Below are 19,012 nucleotides of genomic sequence, written 5' to 3'. Positions count from 1 at the left end.
GTTTTTTAGCTGACTAAACAGCACCAAGGTGATTCTCCCCGTTGGCAAACCTAATCCCGCAACAATTAGAGGCAACACCGATGATGACTGGCGCTTCCCCTGCTTTCCACCCACCCGCAATTGATTTAATTGGGTTCGGTCCCCTGTGGACAGGTTTTAGTCAAGGTCGTTTTTCCCCCGATTCTTCTGGGGTAAAAGTGCAGTGTCATGGACGAGTATTATGGCTAGGCATAGGTTGCATCCGTGGGACGGAGAAAACGGTCATAGATAGGGCAATTAGGGCTGTTTTTCAGCGTTATCACCTCTCTTTAGCCGCTATTGCCGGTATCGCCACCCTTGACATCAAAGCTGATGAACGGGGTTTAATTGCCTACTGTCAGGAGAAAGGATTGCCACTAAAAACCTTTACTGCCCAGGAGTTGAGAGATATTAATGTCCCCAATCCCTCAGCCATTGTCAACAAGCAAGGGGGAACCCCTAGCGTCGCTGAGGCTGCCGCTTTAAAAATGGGCGAGATTTTGCTAGTCAGCAAGCAAATAGAAGCCAAATCGGTGACAGTGGCGGTTTCTTTGGCAGCAAGGGAATATAGAGGATACGAAATCGATGCTTAAACAGGTTTTATTTCTTAGTAATGGTCATGGCGAGGATTTAAATGCTAGTTTAATTGTGGGGGAATTACAAAAAATTCAGCCCCAATTATCTATAGCTGCTTTGCCTTTAGTGGGAGAGGGAAAAGCTTATCAAAAATTGCCAGTACCAATTATTGCCCCCACTGCCACTATGCCATCGGGGGGAATTATTTATACCAATCCTTTTAATTGGATTAAAGATATTGGTGCGGGATTAATTGGTCTAACTATTCAGCAAATTCGGGCAGCTTTTAAAGTTAGCAAGAATTGTGATTTATTGATAGCAGTGGGGGATATAGTGCCAATTGCGATCGCTCGTTTAACTGGTCGTCCCTTTGTGGCTTTTATTGTTTCTACTTCCAGTTATTACGAAGGTACAATTAAATTACCTTTACTGACAAAATTATGTTTAAGATCAGACAAGTGTTTAAGGGTTTTCACCAGAGATAAATATACAGCAACAGATCTACAAAATCGGGGTATTAAAAAAGCGATTTTTGCTGGTTATCCGATTATGGATGTCCTAACACCAACGGGTAAAGATTTAGAATTAGATAGTCAAATTCCTATGATTGCTTTATTAGCGGGGAGTCGTTTACCCGAAGCTTTGAGTAATTTGGCTTTACAGTTACAAGTCTGTGAGGAAATAGTTAAAATTAAACCAATGCAGTTTCGGGCTGCTATCATTCCTAGCATCAGAGAAACCGACTTAGAAAATTTAGCTAAACAAGAGGGATGGCATTATTTAGGAGCGGGAAAATTAGAGAAAAATGGGGCTTTATTGTACTGTTATCGTGATGCTTTTGCCGATATTCTACACCATTGTGACGCTTGTTTAGCCATGGCGGGAACAGCAGTAGAACAAGCGGTAGGATTAGGAAAACCCGTCCTACAAATACCCGGATTTGGTCCCCAATTTACCTACCCTTTTGCTGAGGCACAAATGCGCTTATTAGGGGAATCGGTGATAACTATTGGAAAGAAACCCACGGAGGTAAATTTATTTAAAAATGCTGCAGTTAAAATTATCGATATTTTGGCAGATTCTCGTTATTTATACAGATGTTTAGAGAATGGTAAAATTAGAGTGGGAGAGTCTGGAGGTAGCAGGAAGATTGCCGAAGAAATTTATATGAAATTAGGGTGTTAAGTAGCTGGTTATAATTAAATTAAAAATGGATTTTAGGTTTGATCCCCCCTACCCCCCTTGATAAGGGGGGTGCAGATTACTCCTTAATCCCCCCTTAATAAGGGGGGCATCTGAAAGTTTTTAATACCTACCTACTTAGAGCAGCGCAATCCGGCTTAAAATTAGCTCAATTACCTTTTAATTAACCATCGTCATTTTTCTGAACAGATAAAAACTCGGCCACCGCTTGATTAAACCTTTCCGGTTCCCCTAAAAATGCCCAATGATTACCCGGTATCTTTTTAATCTCTAGAGAAGTTAAATACTTTTTATAGGATTGAATTTGCCAAGCAGTGCGATTTAATCCCTGTTGGGGAAGGATTAATAAACTGGGAATATCTAAAGCTTTAGTTAATCCAGCAAACCCCATGACATCCTCAAAAATTTCTCCCCGTGCCGATAAAGTAAATTTACTGCTCCAACTGCCATCCGCTTTTTGTTCAATGGCATTTTTAAACACCTCTTGCTGTAGATTTGACCAACCTTTATATTGTTTTAATTGATAAGCGATCGCTTCTATGCTCTGATAACTATCAAAGGAACGAGTAATCTTTAAAAAGGGCAAAACTTGATAGAGAATTGGAAAAGTTATCCTAATCCAACTAGGCATTTTATCGATAAAAAAGGGATCGACTAAAATTAAACTCTTAAATACTTCTGGCTGTTGAGTTGCCCAAATTGCCGCTATTTTAGCACTCCAAGAATGACCTAAAATATGTGCTTGCGTCCAACCTAAATGATTAATTAAAGCCCTTAAATCGCCGATATAATCCTGAAAGTGATAACCCGTTGCTGGTTTACTGCTTTCCCCATGTCCCCGCAAATCTGGGGCAATAACTTGATAATTTGAGCTTAAATAATCGCCCAAACTTGACCAAACCAAAGCATGATCCGCCATGCCGTGCAATAATAATAGAGGCATACCTCGATCGCTCCATTGTAAATAGGAAATTGCCATCGAGTTATTGGTAAAAGTCTGGCGTTGTGGCATAAATTCTCGGCTGATTTTTACTCTATAATTTAAATATCACTTAATAAAACTTCATACAATGGCACTACAATCGCCGCTCACTGCCACTAGCTTAGAGCAATTGTCTTGGACATGGCAAGGTCACACCATCCCCTACACTGTGCGGGGAGAAGGACAACCCCTAGTATTAATTCACGGTTTTGGGGCATCTATCGGTCATTGGCGCAAAAATATCCCCGTTTTAGCGGAAAATGGCTATCAAGTCTATGCCCTAGATCTTTTGGGATTTGGGGGTGCGGATAAGCCCGCTTTAGATTATAGTCTCAACCTTTGGCAGCAGCAAATACAAGACTTTTGGCGGGAAAAAATCGCAAAACCGACCGTATTTGTCGGTAATTCCATCGGGGGACTGATTACCTTAATGCTGATGGCAGAATCTCCCGAAATCACTGCCGCAGGAGTAATTATCAACTGTGCGGGAGGATTAAACCATCGTCCCGAAGAATTAAATTTCCCTTTGCGTTTAATCATGGCTGCCTTTACCGGTTTAGTTAGTTCTCCGGTGACAGGAAAGTTTATTTTTGAACAGGTAAGGCAGAAAAATCGCATCCGGAACACCTTAAAACAGGTTTATCGCGACCATACTGCGATTACCGAGGAATTAGTCGAAATTCTCTATCAACCCTCCTGTGATGAGGGTGCGTGGGGAGTGTTTGCATCGGTGTTGACAGCACCCCCCGGACCTTCTCCCCAGGAATTATTACCGCCAATCGATCGCCCTTTATTGGTACTCTGGGGAGAGGATGACCCTTGGACACCGATCGCCGGTTCGGTAATTTACCAAGAAAGAGCTAAAATGGGAAATAATACCCAATTTTATCCGATTGCCAAAGCCGGTCACTGTCCCCACGATGAACATCCCGAAAAAGTTAATCAATTAATTTTGAGTTGGCTGTCGGAAATGGGGATTTAGTCAGTTAAAAAAGTTGGGGTTGAGGAATAATTTTTCTCATCCCCAAAGGTGAAGGAAGATTTTAGCGATTAATAGTTACTGGAGAAATCTGCCAATCGGGGCGAAGATTTTTCGCCCCCCGGAGATAGACGTGCTGCATTTCCCCTTGTAGTTTGGGAGTATTAACGTGGAGAATTATGCGAATACACTTTTCCAGACTACCAACGACGTGCATCTGTTGCACATCGAGGAGGGGGACATTTTGCCAATGGGGACGTTCACGAGCGATAGCAGCGGGGAAAATCACGTCTAAATCCTGAGTTGCCGTAAAGATAATACTAACAATATCATCGGGATCGAGACTATTGTGAATTTCGATCGCTTCGAGGAGTTCTGTCACTGCTTCTCGTATAGCTTCAATAGTATTAACCGTTACCGTCGTTGCTCCCCGAATGGCTCGAACCTTCCACTGCACGATTGTTATCCTCCGATAATCCTGATGAGTCAATTTTAGGGGTTAACGCGCCCTTTTTCTCGACTTTAATCTGGTCATCAGGGTCGGTATAACCACAACAGTTGTCCGTTAACTTCCAATTCAAATTCTAGACGCTGTAGGGTTTTTTGTAATCCTGGGGGTATTTGGGAACGATTGCCAGTCAGACGACTGAGGAGGGGTTTGGGTTCTTCGATAGTCTGACATTTAGTTTTATCTGGGGGTAATCCTGCCAATTCTAGCGCCCAAAGTCGGGCATCTTCCTCGGTTCCCAAGCGATCAACCACTCCTAATTCTAAAGCCTGTTGACCGGTAAAAATGCGCCCATCGGCAAAACTTTTCACCTGATTGACATCTAAATTTCTCGCTCCGGCGACGGTTTGCAGAAATTGCTGATAACTGGTATCGATCATATCCTGGAGAATTCTTTCTTCTTCATCAGTTAATTCTCGATCGAAGGAGAGAATATCTTTATAGGGGCCCGATTTAATCACTTTAAACGAAACTCCCACCTTATCCAACAATCTTTCCAGATTGTTCCCTCTCAGGATAACACCGATCGAGCCGGTAATCGTGCCGGGGTTAGCCATAATATAATTAGCCCCCATACCGATATAAACGCCGCCAGAGGCGGAAATATTGCCAAAACTAGCGATTATTTTCGTGTTTTTTTGTAACCGCTTCAATGCTTCATAAATTTCTTGGGAATCCCCCACGGTTCCCCCGGGGGAGTCAATACGGAGAAGTAGGGCGGGATATTGCCTTTCTTTAACGATTTCTAGGGCTTTTAAGACTCTTTTGCGGGTATCGGAGGCAATTGCACCTGTAATTTCTATTCGAGCGATTTGTTTGCGGGTTTTCGGTTTAAAAGGCCAGACCATCAGGTTTAAATATCTCTCAAAAAAGGACTCTTTCTAATCTAACGCTTTGATCGTTCTAGGTTAAGCAGACATTATATTTCAGAATTTAAGGACAAAATGTCTGGTTAAGTGTATAATGGCATTAAGTGACCGGAGTTGAGGTAGGCGAGGTGAACATTTGGGCAAGGTGGAATCCTTTAATTTAGATGGCTTAGATCTGTTTTTCAATTCTCACGATCATTTGCCACCTCATTTTCATGTTCGTAAACCGGGCCAATGGGAAATTAGAGTTTTTTTCTTGCTTTGTAATCAAGAAAATGGTCTAAAGTTTGAGGTGAAATGGCCCGCCAATGCCAAAATATCTAGTAAGGAAAAAAAGCAAATACTCGACCACGTTTTGACCAATCGTTCTGCGCTCCTAATTGAATGGGAGGCAAAAGTCTGTACCCAGGGGAATTAATCATGTTAAATAAGCCAGAAATTACTGTTATAATTGAGGATAAAGAAAGTTATAATTTCTTGCCAGAGTTTCAATCTGTGCCGATTCTTTCCTTACCAGATTTAAAGAATATTGATTCTTTAAAAAACATCTTTATTTATACTTCTTTGACCGGTTTAAAAGCAGTGTCAGATATTGTCAGAACCGCTAATGATAAACATCATCTACGAGGTCTTTTTATCCGAGCAGACATTGATTCTATCTACTTGCCGCAACTATTTAAACGGGTCAATTTACGCACCCTGCGAAATACCCTAATTTATCGAGATTTTACTTTACCGACAAGGGTGATTAATGCTTGGATTTGGGGAGCGCAAGAGCATTTAATCGCCACAGCTTTAGTTATTGGGGAAAGTTTATTAATCAGTCGCTGTGATTTCGATGAGCTAGAAATTCCCTTTGCATCTATGCCAGCTTTACAGCGTATTCCTCCAGAAGAAAGAGAGAAGTTCATTATAGCAGAAGATGGTAGTTATATTCATTGGCCAGTGGTGGACATTCATCTTGATATAGCGGCTTTTTTGAGTGTGATTGAACCGGCAGCAAAACAAAAGTTTGCAGCGATTAAATTAAAACATGATCAGATTTTTGGTCAAGCGATCGCATCTTTACGCAAACAGCATCAACTGCGACAGTCAGATATTATAGGAGTATCCGAGCGTCAAGTGAGACGCATTGAACAGGGAGAAGGAACAAAGGTAGAAACCCTTAATTTATTTGCTCAAGCTCACAAAATGGAACTTAATGATTATCTTGATGCTGTTGCTCAGTTAATCGATAATACTTCCGTAGATTTGCTCCAATCTTAGAGCTTATTTATAAAGCAAACATCAAAATAAATGTAGGGCGATCATTCCTTGATCGCCCTAGTTTTTCTGACAAGGATTTCTTATTTTCCGCAGTCATAATAGCTTATGCCACTTTCTTCACCTGTCTTTGTTCTCCAATCAGGACGACACCACTCGTTAAGAGATCTGACAAATGAGCCTCTTTTATATTCATTCTCTATTATTGGTAGAGCGTTATTGGCATCTTGCTGGGTTGGGAATAAGATGACACTCACATAAAAGTTGCTACGTTTAAATAATGAGCGCTCAAGGTTTCGATATTGTGGCAATCGTCCAGGCAGTTGATTAATTTCTGTTTGTGCCTCTTGAATGTTCGTGTCTGAACCATAAACAACCCCCCAAGAAAATTCAGACCCAGCAAATGCTATATTCAAACAATTGAAGACCAGACAAAATAATGTCATTAACAAACAATACTTATTATTCATGGTAAATAATATCCTCAAATATCTAAGGTTGTTTAAATACTTACTTCTCCTGTTTCAGTTTTTCATCTATACTACCACCTTTGAGCTTACAATCATTAGAACCAGGCTTTATTTGTTGAAAACCTAGTCTGGATAAAGTTTCTCTGTCTGATAAGCTATTTTTGTTGCTATAACAAGCATCTTGATATTTATTGTTTTTATCGAGAGAAACATTTGTAAGCGATGCTCCATCAAAGTTAATTCCTGATAAATCAGAATTTTCAAAAGTCACGTCTTGCAGTACAGCATCAGTGAGATTAACTGTGGACAAGTCCGAGTCAGAAATAAGTATATCGCTCAATTCTGTTGCTGTCATATTAGCTCCTACGATGTTTATCGAAGAAAACACCTGACGACCTTTTAACTCCAATTTTTGTAAATTTGCTCCACCTAATTGAATCAGAGGATCTATTTTATTTATTAATTGCGATTCAGCTAAATAAGTGATAACTTTTCCTTTACGTTCACCATCCAATTGTTCTAAAACAGAGAGAGTTAAAGCTTTAGCAGTTGATCTAAATTCCTGTAATAAATTCGCCTCTTTATCCTTTGGATGTGATTCTTTATACCCAGATGTTTCTTTGATTTTTTTTGTCTCTACAATTAAACCCTGCATTTTGGAAAAATAATCCGTCAGAATCTCCTGATGTTTCTGCTCTTGTGCAATTTGATAATCTCTAAAGTCGGCTGCAGAATTCAGATAGAAAGCACCCAGGGCTAACATTAGAGGTACTATCAATAATTGTAACCAATCCCAAAAACTTTTTTTCTGAAAGCCCGACCATTTAAAATTTGCTATCCAGTTCGATACTATCGCTACATTGGCTATAATAAGTAGGAATAATAATAAGAAAAGCATCCATCTTAGCCAGGGCATATCAGTGACGAACCCATAACCATCATTTATTAGACCAATCGCAACAACTATTAAAAAGGCAAACAAAAACAAGAATATGTACGGCCAATTTTTTCGATTGCCCAAAAAATCTCCAAGTTTGCTATGTTGAAGCTTCGGTGAAACTTGCTTTAAATAATCCTCATAACTTAGGTCGGGGGGAATTAGTTTTGTATCTCCAGAATATTCATAATCTGGATTGCCTGTCAATATCTGGAAAGCCAATTCCTTACCTGTAATTGTTTTCTGAGATGAGTTTTCTGGTAAATCATGTAACCATCTTAAGGCATATTTAAGTCGTTCTATAACTTCGTCGCTTTCAAAGGGTGATTTAACATCAGGAAGAATTCTCAGGTCAAAATCACGAATATCGTGACGTTTTAGGAGTTGCAGTTCTTGTTTTTCTAGATTTCCCAAACTAAAGAAATGCGTGTCCGATAAGCCAATTCCATAATGCCACGTTTGATATTTTTCTCGCCATTTGACTAGCTTGCCATAATATTCACTTTCTGGTCGCACATTTTCTTCAATGCCGATAATTAAAGAAGCCAACTCTGAAGTTATCATTAGTATAACCCCCTGTTATTTATGTTTTTCTATAAAAAGTTAGAGAGAGTTTGAATATCCGTGAAGACTAGCACTATATGCCTATCTCTCAGAATAGCAGAAAGTCCTTAACTAGAGATATTTACTTAATATAATGTTACTTTTCTCGTCCTTAAAAATTGACTGTTTATCTGATGAGTTTGTTTCTGGATTAAATCAGGTTTATCGCCCAGTTTGGTCGATCTTTTTTAAGGATGAACTTGTCTTTTATGTTGAGGAAATAATCCAGATTTTACTAGACTTTTCCGAATTCGATTAATTCGAGTAATTGTGCTTCGGTTAGCTGAGTAATGCCCAATTCTAGAGCTTTTTCTAGCTTAGAACCCGCCGCTTCTCCTAGCAGTAAATAATCGGTTTTTTTGCTCACAGAACCCGTCACTTTCCCCCCGGCTTTTTCGATTAATTCTTTCGCTTCCTCCCGTTTGAGAGTTGGTAAAGTGCCGGTAATCACAAAGGTTTTCCCTGCTAAAGTCGCTTTAGTGGTGGTGGTTTTTGCTGCTGCGGCAAATTGTAAACCGGCTGCCTGTAATTTAGCGACTAAATCCCGATTAGCGGCGATTTTAAACCAATCATAGACCGATTGAGCGATTTCTTCACCGATACCATAGACAGAAGCTAAATCAGTCACGCTGGCGTTAGCTAACTCCTCCACAGTCCGAAAACTTTCGGCGAGAATTTTGGCGTTAACGCTGCCCACATAGCGAATCCCTAGCCCATAAAGTACCCTCGACCAGCTTTGATTTTTGCTCTGAGCCATAGCTGTAATTAAATTTAAGGCGGATTTATCGCCCATTCGGTCTAATTTGGCAATTTCCGTTTTTTCGAGGCTGTAGAGGTCAGAAATGGCGGTAACTAATCCCTGTTCAATCAGCAAAATCACCACTTTTTCCCCTAATCCCCGAATATCGAGAGCATCGCGACTGGCCCAATGTACTATACTTCCCCGCAAAATCGCTGGACAGGAACTATTAACACAGCGCGTCACCGCTTCCCCCACCGGACGGACTAGGGGAGATTGACATTCAGGGCAATGAGTGGGCATCTGGAAGGGTAAGGTCTGGCTAGGCCGCAATTCTGGCAGTATTCTCACCACTTCCGGGATAATTTCCCCCGCTTTGCGGATAATTACCGTGTCACCGACGCGGATATCTAATTCGGCCACTCGATCGCTATTATGTAAAGTAGCCCTTTGTACGCTGGTTCCTGCTACCTGTACCGGTTCCATCACCGCCATGGGTGTAACCGCGCCGGTGCGTCCCACATTGACGATAATATCTTTAACTACCGTGGGGACTTCTTCGGCAGGATATTTTAAAGCGATGGCCCACCGGGGGAATTTTTGAGTGAATCCTAACCGATTTTGTCGCTGTAAATCGTTGATTTTGACTACGACACCATCGGTCATGTAGGCTAATTGATGACGTTTTTCTTGCCAATCTTGATAGTATTGCGCCACTTCTTGCAGGGATGGACAGAGTTGACGGTGGGGATTAACTAGAAATCCCATGGTTTCTAATCTATCTAAGGATTGCCATTGAGTGGTGATATGGTTATCGTCTAAATGCAGGGTATAGGCAAAAAATTGTAAGCGTCTTTTATCAACTATTTTCGGATCTAATTGTCGTAGGGTTCCTGCTGCCGCATTGCGGGGATTAGCAAAGAGAGATTCCCCTTTTTCTTCTCTTTCTTGATTGATTTTATCAAAGGTGTCGAGGGGTAAAAAAGCTTCACCGCGCACTTCCACAATTGCCGGAGGATTGTCTATATTTAAGCGTAAAGGAATAGAGCGAATTGTCCGCACATTGGGGGTAATATCTTCGCCAGTGACTCCATCTCCTCTAGTAACACCTCTGACTAAAAAGCCGTTTTCGTAGGTTAAAGCTAATGCGGAACCATCGATTTTTAATTCACACACATATTCCGTGTCTTGGGTTTCATTTACATATCTTTGCCAACGGCTGCCCCATTTATTTAATTCTTCGAGATTAAAGGCATTTTCGAGACTATACAGGGGAATATTATGACGGACAGAAACAAATTGACTGGAGATTTTATCCCCGACTCTTTGGGTGGGACTATCGGAGGTGATTAATTGGGGATAACGCTTTTCTAGGTCTTCTAATTCCCGATAAAGTTGATCATAAACGCTATCGGGTATAAAAGGATCATCAAGAACATAATAAGCATAACTGGCTCTTTGTAGTTCTGTTTTTAGTTGTTGGCAACGTTGTTGGATTTCTAAGGGGATAGTCATAATCGTTAATAATGCTACAGGGCAAAGACCATTTGAGGAGTTAATTTTAAATCGGGAAAAGTGACCGATATTATTCTATCTTCTTTGTGAAATTCTGCCAGTTCATAAAATCCTGAAATCAGGGTTAAAACTGATATTTTTAGGGCAATAGGATCGATAATCCAGTATTCAGGAATGCCTCTCACTGCGTATTCTGAACGTTTATAACGGTAGTCATCATCGGCATTACCGGGGCTAACAATTTCTACAACTAAGAGGGGAGGAAATTCAATCACTGCTGTGGTCATATTTCTAATCTCTTGACATTGTTCGGCAGTTAAAATCATTAAGTCGGGGATTCTCGATTTAGCTTTATCGGTGCGAATTCCCACCGTAGCAGGCATAACTTTCCAAGTTAGATTTAATCTTTTAATTTCTGCCATTAAATAATCATAAAGAAAGGCAAGAATTAAGGCATGAAAGCCACTAGCAGGAGGCATAGAAATTAATTCTCCGTTAAATAATTCGTATTTATTATCTGTGGAGTCCTGATAATTTAAATATTCTGCAAAGGTATATATTTTTTGTTGGGTAGCAATCATAAAAGTCTCCAGCTAAGATTTTACTGTGCAAAGACCATTTGAGGAGTTAATTTTAAATCGGGAAAAGTGACCGATATTATTCTATCTTCGTTATTAAATTCTGCCAGTTCATAAAATCCTGAAATCAGGGTTAAAACTGATATTTTTAGGGCAATAGGATCGATAATCCAGTATTCAGGAATGCCTCTCACTGCGTATTCTGAACGTTTATAACGGTAGTCATCATCGGCATTACCGGGGCTAACAATTTCTACAACTAAGAGGGGAGGAAATTCAATCACTGCTGTGGTCATATTTCTAATCTCTTGACATTGTTCGGCAGTTAAAATCATTAAGTCGGGGATTCTCGATTTAGCTTTATCGGTGCGAATTCCCACCGTAGCAGGCATAACTTGCCAGTCTAATTGTAGCCTCTCTATTTCCCTTTCTAACACCTTAAATATATATCTAAGTATCAAAGCATGAAAGCCACTAGCGGGAGGCATAGAAATTAATTCTCCGTTAAATAATTCGTATTTATTATCTGTGGAGTCCTGATAATTTAAATATTCTGCAAAGGTATATAATTTTTGTTGGGTAGCAATCATAATAATCTCTAGAAAAAACTTAATTGAATCTCCTTTGAAGATAAATATTGCCTTTGATACCCCCTTAATAAATTAGGGGGAATCTGACAATTTTTAACACCTAGCTTTTTACTTAAGATTCGATATCCTCAACTTTTTTGGGAACCGTTGCAGTTAAAACCTCATTTCCTGTGGCAGTAACTAACACATCATCTTCGATACGGATACCGATACCCCGCCATTTTTCTGGCACTTCCGGCTGTCCCTCAGCAGGTTTAATATCGGGGGAGATATAAATACCGGGTTCTACGGTTAAAACATGACCAGGCTGCAAAGTTTGCCAAGTTTCTTCGTTAACTTTATAACCTCCCGCATCATGGACATCTAATCCTAACCAATGGCCGGTTCTGTGCATATAAAAAGGCTTATATTTTTCCTCTTTAATTATCTCATCAATGTCGCCGACCAATAGCCCTAAATCTACTAATCCCTCCACAATTGTCCTCACGGCTGTGTCATGAAAAAGATTATAAGGATTACCAGTTTTCACCACTTCAATCGCCTTTAGTTGAGCTTCCAGAACAATTTCATAGATAGTTTTTTGTTCGGGGGTAAATTTACCATTAACGGGAAAAGTGCGGGTAATATCACCGTTATAGTAATTGTAGGCACAACCAGCATCAATTAATAAAAGCTCATTTTCTTGTACTTGGCGATTATTGTTGATATAGTGCAGAATACAGGCATTAGCACCACTAGCGACAATAGAAGGATAAGCCGGACCCATACCCCCTTCTAGGCGAAAAGTATGCTCAATTTCCGCTTGAATTTGATACTCATAGTGACCAACTTTGGTAAATTCTCTGGCCCGATTATGTGCCTGTGCTGAAATAGCAGTTGCTTGGCGAATATTGTCCAATTCGGCCTCGGTTTTCAGCAAGCGCAAAGGATGGAGAATAAAATTAGTATCCTCTAAAGCAGTCGGTCCGGTGCCGCGACGGGGAAAAGTGGCGATTAATTTTTGCCAGTGCTTAAGAACAGTTGTATTAAAAGTTTTGTCCCGGCCGAGATGATAATAAATTCGGTCGGCTTTTTCGAGATATTGGGGTAATTTTTCGTCCAATTCTTCGATAGAATAGGCCTCATCAGCAGCAAAAGTTTCCTTTGCTCCTTCCACACCGTGGAGATAGCCGGTCCAGGTTTCTTTTTCTGGGTCTTTTGGCTGCACGAACAGGATAAACTGATGTTCGGGGTGATGGGGTGCTAAAACCGCCACCGCCTCCGGTTCATTAAATCCTGTCAGGTAAAAAAAGTCACTATCCTGACGATAGGTGTATTCTACGTCATTGTGCATGACCACCATGGGCGCACTGCGAAAAATTGCGGTTCCATTGCCGATTTTTTCCATTACCTGCTGACGACGGTGTTGAAACTCTCTGCGATCGATGCCCATAGATATTCCTAGAAATGTCACAATAAGTCCTAGAGTCTATTATCGCTAATCTTTTTAATTTATGACCCCTGAAGAACCGGATTTTTCCCAAGATATCATCGAAAGGCGCGAGTTTACCCTAGCAGATTTTATCGCTCAAGAGGGGGCGGATTTCCTCAAAGGGGAATCTCCTGTCCCCAAATTGGTGCAAGTTACCACAGAGATTAAACAATTTATTGCCGCTAATTTAGGGGATTCTTCCGGAGCTTTGCAGATAATTTTACAGCTTATTGTCGATGAAGAATTAACCAAAGTCAGTCAGAATTTAGATAATCCCGTTCAAGCTTTACAGTTAATCCTAGAAGAAATTTTAGACAATCAAGAATTACTCTATGAATTAGTACACCGAGTCGATGTGAAATGGGGACAATTATACGGGGAACGTCCCTATTTTCAAAAACCCCATCAAAAACCCCACCCTGAAGACGAATACACTCACAATTCCGTTAGAGATAAGTTAGTCAGTTTATTATCCAGATTAGAAGCGGATGAGTAGTAAGTAGTCGTGCAAAATTAATTTCCTAGTAAAGATAGGCAAAAGGCAAGAGGCAAAAGGCAAGAGCGGGTTAGATATGTGTAATTAATTTTGCTTAGGTACTTATGAGTTTAACTTATATAGGAGCGATCAATCTTTGTGTCCTTTGTGTCTTTGTGGTTTTTCCCATAGGAGACTCCGAGACGATTCAAGACATACCTTATCTTCATAAAAAACTCTGTATTTTAATTATTTCTTAGTCACCAGAGACTAACAGGACTGACAAGGAGTATCTATCCCTAGACAGACAACCGGGGGGCGGTCAGAGGTGAAAATAGTTGTAAGATCAAAAAATTCTCCGATAACTGTTGCTCTATCCCCCGCGTGCCTACCTATTCCTACTATACCGCCGATGTTTTTAGCGATCGCATTTTTGGCGGTAATCCCTTGGCAGTTTTTCCGGAAGCGTCTGGATTAACCCGCACCCAGATGCAAAAAATCGCTGCCGAATTTAACTTCTCGGAGACAGTCTTCGTTTTTCCGCCAGAAACGCCACAAGGCACTAAAAAAGTCCGGATTTTTACCCCCAGTACGGAATTACCCTTTGCTGGTCATCCTACCGTCGGCACAGCCTATATTTTAGCCCTAATCGGTGCTATTCCCCCCTACCAAGAAACCACGATTTATCTAGAGGAAGGAGTCGGTTTAGTACCGGTGAAAATTATCATGGAGGGGGAAAAACCGGTCTATAGTGAGTTAAAAGTGGCACAATTGCCCGAATTAGTGACGGATACTTATGCTCTCGATGATTTAGCGGCGATTCTGTCCCTAAGCGTTGCCGATTTCTTACCCGGTTATCCCCCCCGGGCCTTTTCCTGCGGTCTCCCTTTTTTATTCATCCCCGTTAAAAATCGAGATATTTTGGGGAAAATAAAACTAAATCTAACTCTTTGGTCATCATTATTAGGCCAATCCCCCGCTAATTCCCTTTTTGTCTGCTGTTTTGACCCAGAATCTCCCCTATCTCGTCTCTATGGCCGAATGTTTGCCCCCGGTTTAGGAGTTATGGAAGATCCCGCCACCGGTTCGGCTGTGGCCGCTTTAGCGGGCTACCTAGGAGCTTTAGAATCTTCTAGGGAAGGGATGAATCAATGGACGATAATCCAAGGAGTGGAAATGGGCAGACCCAGCAGTTTACAATTAAGGTTTCAGAAAAACAACCGGTCAATCACGGAAGTTTCTGTGGGTGGTGCATCAGTTCTAGTCTGCCAAGGTCAGATGATAATTCCCGATGGGGAAACAACAAGCCCTACAAAAGGGTCATTGTGACCATAAATCCCTTGACTATAGGCTACATATCAGGACAGGCAAAAGAGCAAGAGATAATCAGTCTTTGATAACCGGATTTAGTATAAAATTTTGGACTGGTATCATTTAATCGAAAATCCCTATATGAAGAAGAAAAAAGCTTAATCATGCAAAAAAGCGAGGGGATAACTCATATTCTCAGCAAAGCCCAAGATACCTCCATCTCGATGCTCATAGAGTAAATTTCCTTGATTATCAAATAAAAAAGTCCCTCCCCGTTGGGTGAGATAACTACTATCGGGGACATAGGTTGACCAATTGCCCAAAACCTGAGTCATATTACGCAGTCTCAGGGTGGCTAATTCAAAAGGTCGCTGAAAACCTTGACCCCCGGCAAGATTGAATAGGGAACCCCGGAAAGCTGGTAAAGGCCGCGCTTGTATTGTTTCCTCCTCGGCAATTAATTGGGGGGCTTTGCGATCGCCACGATAACCCCGCAGCACTTCGGCCAGAGTCCCCGGACTACCCACACCCGCACACATCAAAATTAGATTTAACCAGGCATTTTGTCCGAGAGAAAACCCAGGTAATTTTAACGATAAACCCCGATACAGTCCTAATAAATCGTGTAATTCGGCTTTAGGGTCAACAAACAGCCAATCTTGCCGAAATTTCGTATATTCAGAGAATTTTAAACCTGAATTGCGATCGCCGATACCGATAGCACGAATGGTGATCCCGGCATTTTGCCAAAGGGCCGCCTCTTTTTCTAACCACCAAGCGTATTCGAGACTGTCAAAATCCCCCAACTGCGGCCAAACAAGAATTAAAAGACGTTTATACCCAGTACAATCGCTTAAAATTGGCACTATTTGCCCATCGCTGACCCTTTGGCGTTGAATTGTTGACAACATTTCATATATGCTGCTCATAGATAAATTTCTCCTAATAAAACCTCCTCTTTTGCTCCCGTGACTTTCGGTAAATTACCGGGGAAATCGTGCCAGCGCCAATAGGCCAAAAGGGCAAAAGCGATCGCTTCTTTAAAATCGCTATTTAATCCTACCTCATCAGTGGTCAAAAGCTTGACATTTGTCCCCAAATGTGCTAGGAGTCGTTGGCGCAGGTAGGCATTACGAGCGCCACCACCACAGAGCAGCACCTCCGCAGGCATTTCTGGCAAAAAAGTTTGATAGCTGTGGGCGATCGAAATAGCGGTTAAATCGGTTAAACTGGCCAACCAGTCGGCATCACTGAGGGAATAAGCTTGGGCATCCCGGTGCAATTGGGCTAGATAAGCGGGGCTAAATAACTCTCTGCCAGTGGATTTAGGGGGATATTGTTGAAAATAAGGCTCCTGTAGCCATTTATGAACTAATTCGGAGCAGGGTTGACCTTGGGCCGACCATTGACCGTTATGGTCGTAGGTTTGTTGGCCTTGGCTCAAAAATTGTACGGCCAAATCGATGAGGACATTGCCGGGGCCGGTATCCCAACCGAAAATTTTTTGCTGCCAATTTTCCGTTTTTCGGGGGGGTAGATAGGTTAAATTGCCAATACCGCCGATATTTTGGACGCAGCGGGCTTTAGTGGGGTGAGAAAGCAGATAAGCGTCAATTTTCGGCACTAGGGGCGCACCGTGACCAGTTTGGGCGATATCGGCAGCGCGAAAATTACTAATGGTGGGAATACTGGTGATTTTTGCGATCGCTGCTCCCCGTCCTAATTGTACCGTGTAACCGAGGCGATCGTTTGCGGGGGGTCGATGAAAAACGGTTTGACCGTGACTGCCGATTAATTGGGCTTTTGGGGCTTCTTTTTGGATATTTAAGGCAGCTTGGGCGAATTCTGCGGCGATATCATCATCTAAGCTGGCTAAAGCTTCAATAGATAGCTTTTCTCCCCCACAGACTTGTAAAATTGTCTCGCGTAATCGGGGGGAATAGGGATAGGTTTCCCCTGCTAATAACTGCACCTGTGGAGATTCCACTGTACCGCTAATCTCTACTAAAGCGGTATCGATGCCGTCCACCGATGTGCCACTGATTAAACCGATAACTAACAAGTTTTTTCCCTCAACTGTCGATTGTTGATTATTTTATCTTGAATGTCGGGGTGAAGACCCTCGCTTTTAGCGACGGGATGAAACCCCGACCAGTATAAAACAGCACTTCGACACATTTCGACAGGCTCAATGTAAAAGCTCAGTGACAAGAAGCACGACATTTCGACACATTTCGACAGGCTCAATGTAAAGGCTCAATGTTCACTGAAATCTTGACAATCCGATGCTCTACAGGTTAGAATAAAATAAGTTGTTTGAGGTCGATAAACAATGATTGTCTTAGAAATGAAAGCCGTGGTCAAACCAAGTCAGTGTTCTGCCATTGATGAAGCTATTCGTACAGTACAATTCATCCGTAATAAGGCTTTAAGGCTTTGGATGGATGCCAAGAGAGAAGACAAAATCGATAAATATTCTCTCAATAAATATTGTGCAGTTCTCGCCAAACAGTTCAAGTTTGTCGATACTCTAAATTCTACGGCCAGACAAGCATCGGCCGAACGAGCTTGGTCAGCTATTGCTCGTTTCTATGACAATTGTAAGAAAAAGGTTAAAGGTAAAAAGGGTTATCCTAAATTCCAGAAAAATAATCGTTCTGTGGAATATAAAAACTCCGGATGGAAATTATCGGAGGATAGAAAGAAAATAACTTTCACAGACAAGAAAAACATTGGCACGGTTAAACTGAAAGGAACTAGAGACTTAAACTTTTACCCTCTAGACCAAATTAAACGAGTTAGGATTGTTAAACGAGCAGATGGTTATTATGTCCAATTCTGTCTTAGCGTTGATATTCGGGAATATGCTAAACCCCTAGAACCAACAAAAAGATGTGTGGGATTGGATGTAGGTTTAAAAGTTTTCTACGCTAACAGTGATGGGGAAATAGTAGAAATACCGCAATACTATCGCAAGGCAGAAAAAAGATTAAACCGACTGAATCGGAAGAAATCTAAAAAGTTTAGAAAAGGTCAACCCCAATCAAACAACTACCAAAAAGCTAGAAAGAGATATGCTAGAAAGCATTTAAGAGTAAGTAGGCAACGTAAAGGCTTTGTCGAAAAAGAGGCATTGCGCGTCATTAAATCTAACGATTTCATCGCCTACGAAAACTTAAATATTCAAGGCATGGTAAAAAACTCTAAACTTGCTAAATCTATTAATGATGTGGCTTGGTCAACTTTTCGGCAATGGTTAGAATATTTTGGTTTTAAATATGGTAAGGCTACAGTAGCAGTAGCCCCCCATAACACGAGTCAAAATTGTTCTAATTGTGGTCAAAAAGTCCCTAAATCTCTATCTACGAGAACCCATGTTTGTCCCCATTGTGGCTATGTAGAAGATAGAGATATTAACGCCGCTATCAATATTCTCAAAAAGGGACTAAGTACGGTGGGACACACCGAAACTAATACGCTTGGGGAGAGATTCCCTCTGGTTTGGTTGGATACGTCCTGCCAGATTAAGGAAACTCAGTGAACCAAGAATCCCTCGCTTTTAGCGATGGGAGTGTCAACCCCCTCCGACAATAGTAACAATTTCTAATTTATCCCCCTCCTTGATTTCCGTGTTTTCCCAATACTGACGATGGAGGATTTCCCCGTTATATTCCACTGCAACTAACCGAGGATTCATGCCCAAATTTTCTAGCATTTGCGGTAGTTTAGTTGCGGGTAAACAGGTTTGATTTTTGCCGTTGATTTGCAAGGTTATTTCTGACATGGATTTGGATATGAACGAATCAAGTTAATCGGAGGAGACAGGAGACAGGAGGCAGTATTCAGGAGTCAGGAGACGGGAGACAGTATTCAGGAGATAGGAGACAGCTTTTTTCTCCCCACACCCTACACCCCACTTCATAAT

The 19,012-nt window shown here is 41.3% G+C and carries 20 protein-coding genes; 8 read left to right on the top strand and 12 right to left on the bottom strand.

Translation table 11 applies throughout. The features are described 5' to 3' along the window. Window positions 1–83: 83 nt before the first annotated feature. Together IQ234_RS02180 and IQ234_RS02175 are read left to right on the top strand one after the other, a co-directional pair. Window positions 84–611, top strand: coding sequence for a cobalamin biosynthesis protein (locus IQ234_RS02180; RefSeq protein WP_193955875.1), 528 nt, complete (start codon window positions 84–86; stop codon window positions 609–611). Continuing rightward, window positions 604–1,779, top strand: coding sequence for a lipid-A-disaccharide synthase-related protein (locus IQ234_RS02175; protein WP_193955862.1), 1,176 nt, complete (start codon window positions 604–606; stop codon window positions 1,777–1,779). Before IQ234_RS02180 ends, IQ234_RS02175 begins: the two co-directional genes overlap by 8 nt. Window positions 1,780–1,960: 181 nt before the next feature. Here IQ234_RS02175 and IQ234_RS02170 read toward each other — a convergent pair whose 3' ends face one another. After that, window positions 1,961–2,809 carry an alpha/beta fold hydrolase gene (locus IQ234_RS02170; RefSeq protein WP_193955861.1) on the bottom strand — a complete coding sequence of 283 codons (849 nt, stop codon included), beginning with the start codon at window positions 2,807–2,809 and terminating at the stop codon, window positions 1,961–1,963. Window positions 2,810–2,867: 58 nt separating this feature from the next. On the opposite strand from IQ234_RS02170, the gene IQ234_RS02165 reads away from it, so the two are divergent. After that, window positions 2,868–3,761 carry an alpha/beta fold hydrolase gene (locus IQ234_RS02165; RefSeq protein WP_193955860.1) on the top strand — a complete coding sequence of 298 codons (894 nt, stop codon included), beginning with the start codon at window positions 2,868–2,870 and terminating at the stop codon, window positions 3,759–3,761. 61 nt (window positions 3,762–3,822) lie between these two features. Here IQ234_RS02165 and aroH read toward each other — a convergent pair whose 3' ends face one another. Next, on the bottom strand, window positions 3,823–4,224 hold the full coding sequence (gene aroH, locus IQ234_RS02160; protein ID WP_193955874.1) for a chorismate mutase: 402 nt from the start codon (window positions 4,222–4,224) through the stop codon (window positions 3,823–3,825). A gap of 68 nt (window positions 4,225–4,292) precedes the next feature. Continuing rightward, window positions 4,293–5,114 carry a signal peptide peptidase SppA gene (sppA, locus tag IQ234_RS02155; protein ID WP_104398235.1) on the bottom strand — a complete coding sequence of 274 codons (822 nt, stop codon included), beginning with the start codon at window positions 5,112–5,114 and terminating at the stop codon, window positions 4,293–4,295. 166 nt (window positions 5,115–5,280) lie between these two features. Between sppA and IQ234_RS02150 the strand changes: the two genes are divergently transcribed. Both IQ234_RS02150 and IQ234_RS02145 read left to right on the top strand, forming a co-directional pair. Continuing rightward, window positions 5,281–5,553, top strand: coding sequence for a DUF4160 domain-containing protein (locus tag IQ234_RS02150; RefSeq protein WP_322743418.1), 273 nt, complete (start codon window positions 5,281–5,283; stop codon window positions 5,551–5,553). Window positions 5,554–5,555: 2 nt separating this feature from the next. Then, the gene (locus IQ234_RS02145; protein ID WP_193955858.1) at window positions 5,556–6,401 is read left to right on the top strand and encodes a DUF2442 domain-containing protein; all 846 of its coding nucleotides are present in this window, start codon (window positions 5,556–5,558) and stop codon (window positions 6,399–6,401) included. Between the two features lie 80 nt (window positions 6,402–6,481). Here IQ234_RS02145 and IQ234_RS02140 read toward each other — a convergent pair whose 3' ends face one another. The 6 genes from IQ234_RS02140 to IQ234_RS02115 all read right to left on the bottom strand — a co-directional run bounded on the left by IQ234_RS02140 (window position 6,482) and on the right by IQ234_RS02115 (window position 13,262). Continuing rightward, window positions 6,482–6,868 (bottom strand): hypothetical protein, encoded by a 387-nt coding sequence (locus IQ234_RS02140; protein ID WP_193955857.1) that lies wholly within the window; start codon window positions 6,866–6,868, stop codon window positions 6,482–6,484. Between the two features lie 40 nt (window positions 6,869–6,908). Continuing rightward, window positions 6,909–8,354: a pentapeptide repeat-containing protein gene (locus IQ234_RS02135; protein ID WP_228008328.1), complete on the bottom strand. Its 1,446-nt coding sequence runs from the start codon at window positions 8,352–8,354 to the stop codon at window positions 6,909–6,911. Between the two features lie 289 nt (window positions 8,355–8,643). Continuing rightward, window positions 8,644–10,662: an NAD-dependent DNA ligase LigA gene (gene ligA / locus IQ234_RS02130; protein WP_193955855.1), complete on the bottom strand. Its 2,019-nt coding sequence runs from the start codon at window positions 10,660–10,662 to the stop codon at window positions 8,644–8,646. Window positions 10,663–10,676: 14 nt separating this feature from the next. Beyond that, window positions 10,677–11,243, bottom strand: a complete 567-nt coding sequence (locus IQ234_RS02125) for a Uma2 family endonuclease (RefSeq protein ID WP_193955854.1) — start codon at window positions 11,241–11,243, stop codon at window positions 10,677–10,679. Between the two features lie 20 nt (window positions 11,244–11,263). Continuing rightward, complete coding sequence (locus IQ234_RS02120) at window positions 11,264–11,830, bottom strand: Uma2 family endonuclease (protein ID WP_193955853.1); 567 nt, start codon at window positions 11,828–11,830, stop codon at window positions 11,264–11,266. Between the two features lie 112 nt (window positions 11,831–11,942). Continuing rightward, window positions 11,943–13,262, bottom strand: coding sequence for an aminopeptidase P N-terminal domain-containing protein (locus IQ234_RS02115; protein WP_193955852.1), 1,320 nt, complete (start codon window positions 13,260–13,262; stop codon window positions 11,943–11,945). A 61-nt stretch (window positions 13,263–13,323) separates the two neighbouring features. Here IQ234_RS02115 and IQ234_RS02110 point away from each other — a divergent pair, with 61 nt between their 5' ends. Beyond that, a complete protein-coding gene (locus IQ234_RS02110; RefSeq protein WP_193955851.1) occupies window positions 13,324–13,797 on the top strand; it encodes a hypothetical protein in 474 nt (157 codons plus the stop codon). 363 nt (window positions 13,798–14,160) lie between these two features. Then, complete coding sequence (locus tag IQ234_RS02105; protein ID WP_193955850.1) at window positions 14,161–15,105, top strand: PhzF family phenazine biosynthesis protein; 945 nt, start codon at window positions 14,161–14,163, stop codon at window positions 15,103–15,105. A 140-nt stretch (window positions 15,106–15,245) separates the two neighbouring features. Here IQ234_RS02105 and IQ234_RS02100 read toward each other — a convergent pair whose 3' ends face one another. Together IQ234_RS02100 and IQ234_RS02095 are read right to left on the bottom strand one after the other, a co-directional pair. Continuing rightward, on the bottom strand, window positions 15,246–16,016 hold the full coding sequence (locus IQ234_RS02100) for a peroxiredoxin-like family protein (RefSeq protein ID WP_193955849.1): 771 nt from the start codon (window positions 16,014–16,016) through the stop codon (window positions 15,246–15,248). After that, complete coding sequence (locus IQ234_RS02095) at window positions 16,013–17,149, bottom strand: anhydro-N-acetylmuramic acid kinase (protein ID WP_193955848.1); 1,137 nt, start codon at window positions 17,147–17,149, stop codon at window positions 16,013–16,015. The genes IQ234_RS02100 and IQ234_RS02095 overlap by 4 nt, the downstream gene beginning before the upstream one ends. 270 nt (window positions 17,150–17,419) lie before the next feature. Between IQ234_RS02095 and IQ234_RS02090 the strand changes: the two genes are divergently transcribed. Continuing rightward, on the top strand, window positions 17,420–18,628 hold the full coding sequence (locus IQ234_RS02090) for an RNA-guided endonuclease InsQ/TnpB family protein (RefSeq protein WP_193955847.1): 1,209 nt from the start codon (window positions 17,420–17,422) through the stop codon (window positions 18,626–18,628). 33 nt (window positions 18,629–18,661) lie between these two features. Here IQ234_RS02090 and thiS read toward each other — a convergent pair whose 3' ends face one another. After that, complete coding sequence (gene thiS / locus IQ234_RS02085; RefSeq protein ID WP_193955846.1) at window positions 18,662–18,871, bottom strand: sulfur carrier protein ThiS; 210 nt, start codon at window positions 18,869–18,871, stop codon at window positions 18,662–18,664. Window positions 18,872–19,012: the final 141 nt, after the last annotated feature.

This window comes from Microcystis aeruginosa LEGE 91341 (assembly GCF_015206885.1).
In the GTDB taxonomy this organism is placed as follows: Bacteria; Cyanobacteriota; Cyanobacteriia; order Cyanobacteriales; family Microcystaceae; genus Microcystis; species Microcystis aeruginosa_H.
This window is presented reverse-complemented; position numbering and strand designations above follow the sequence as displayed.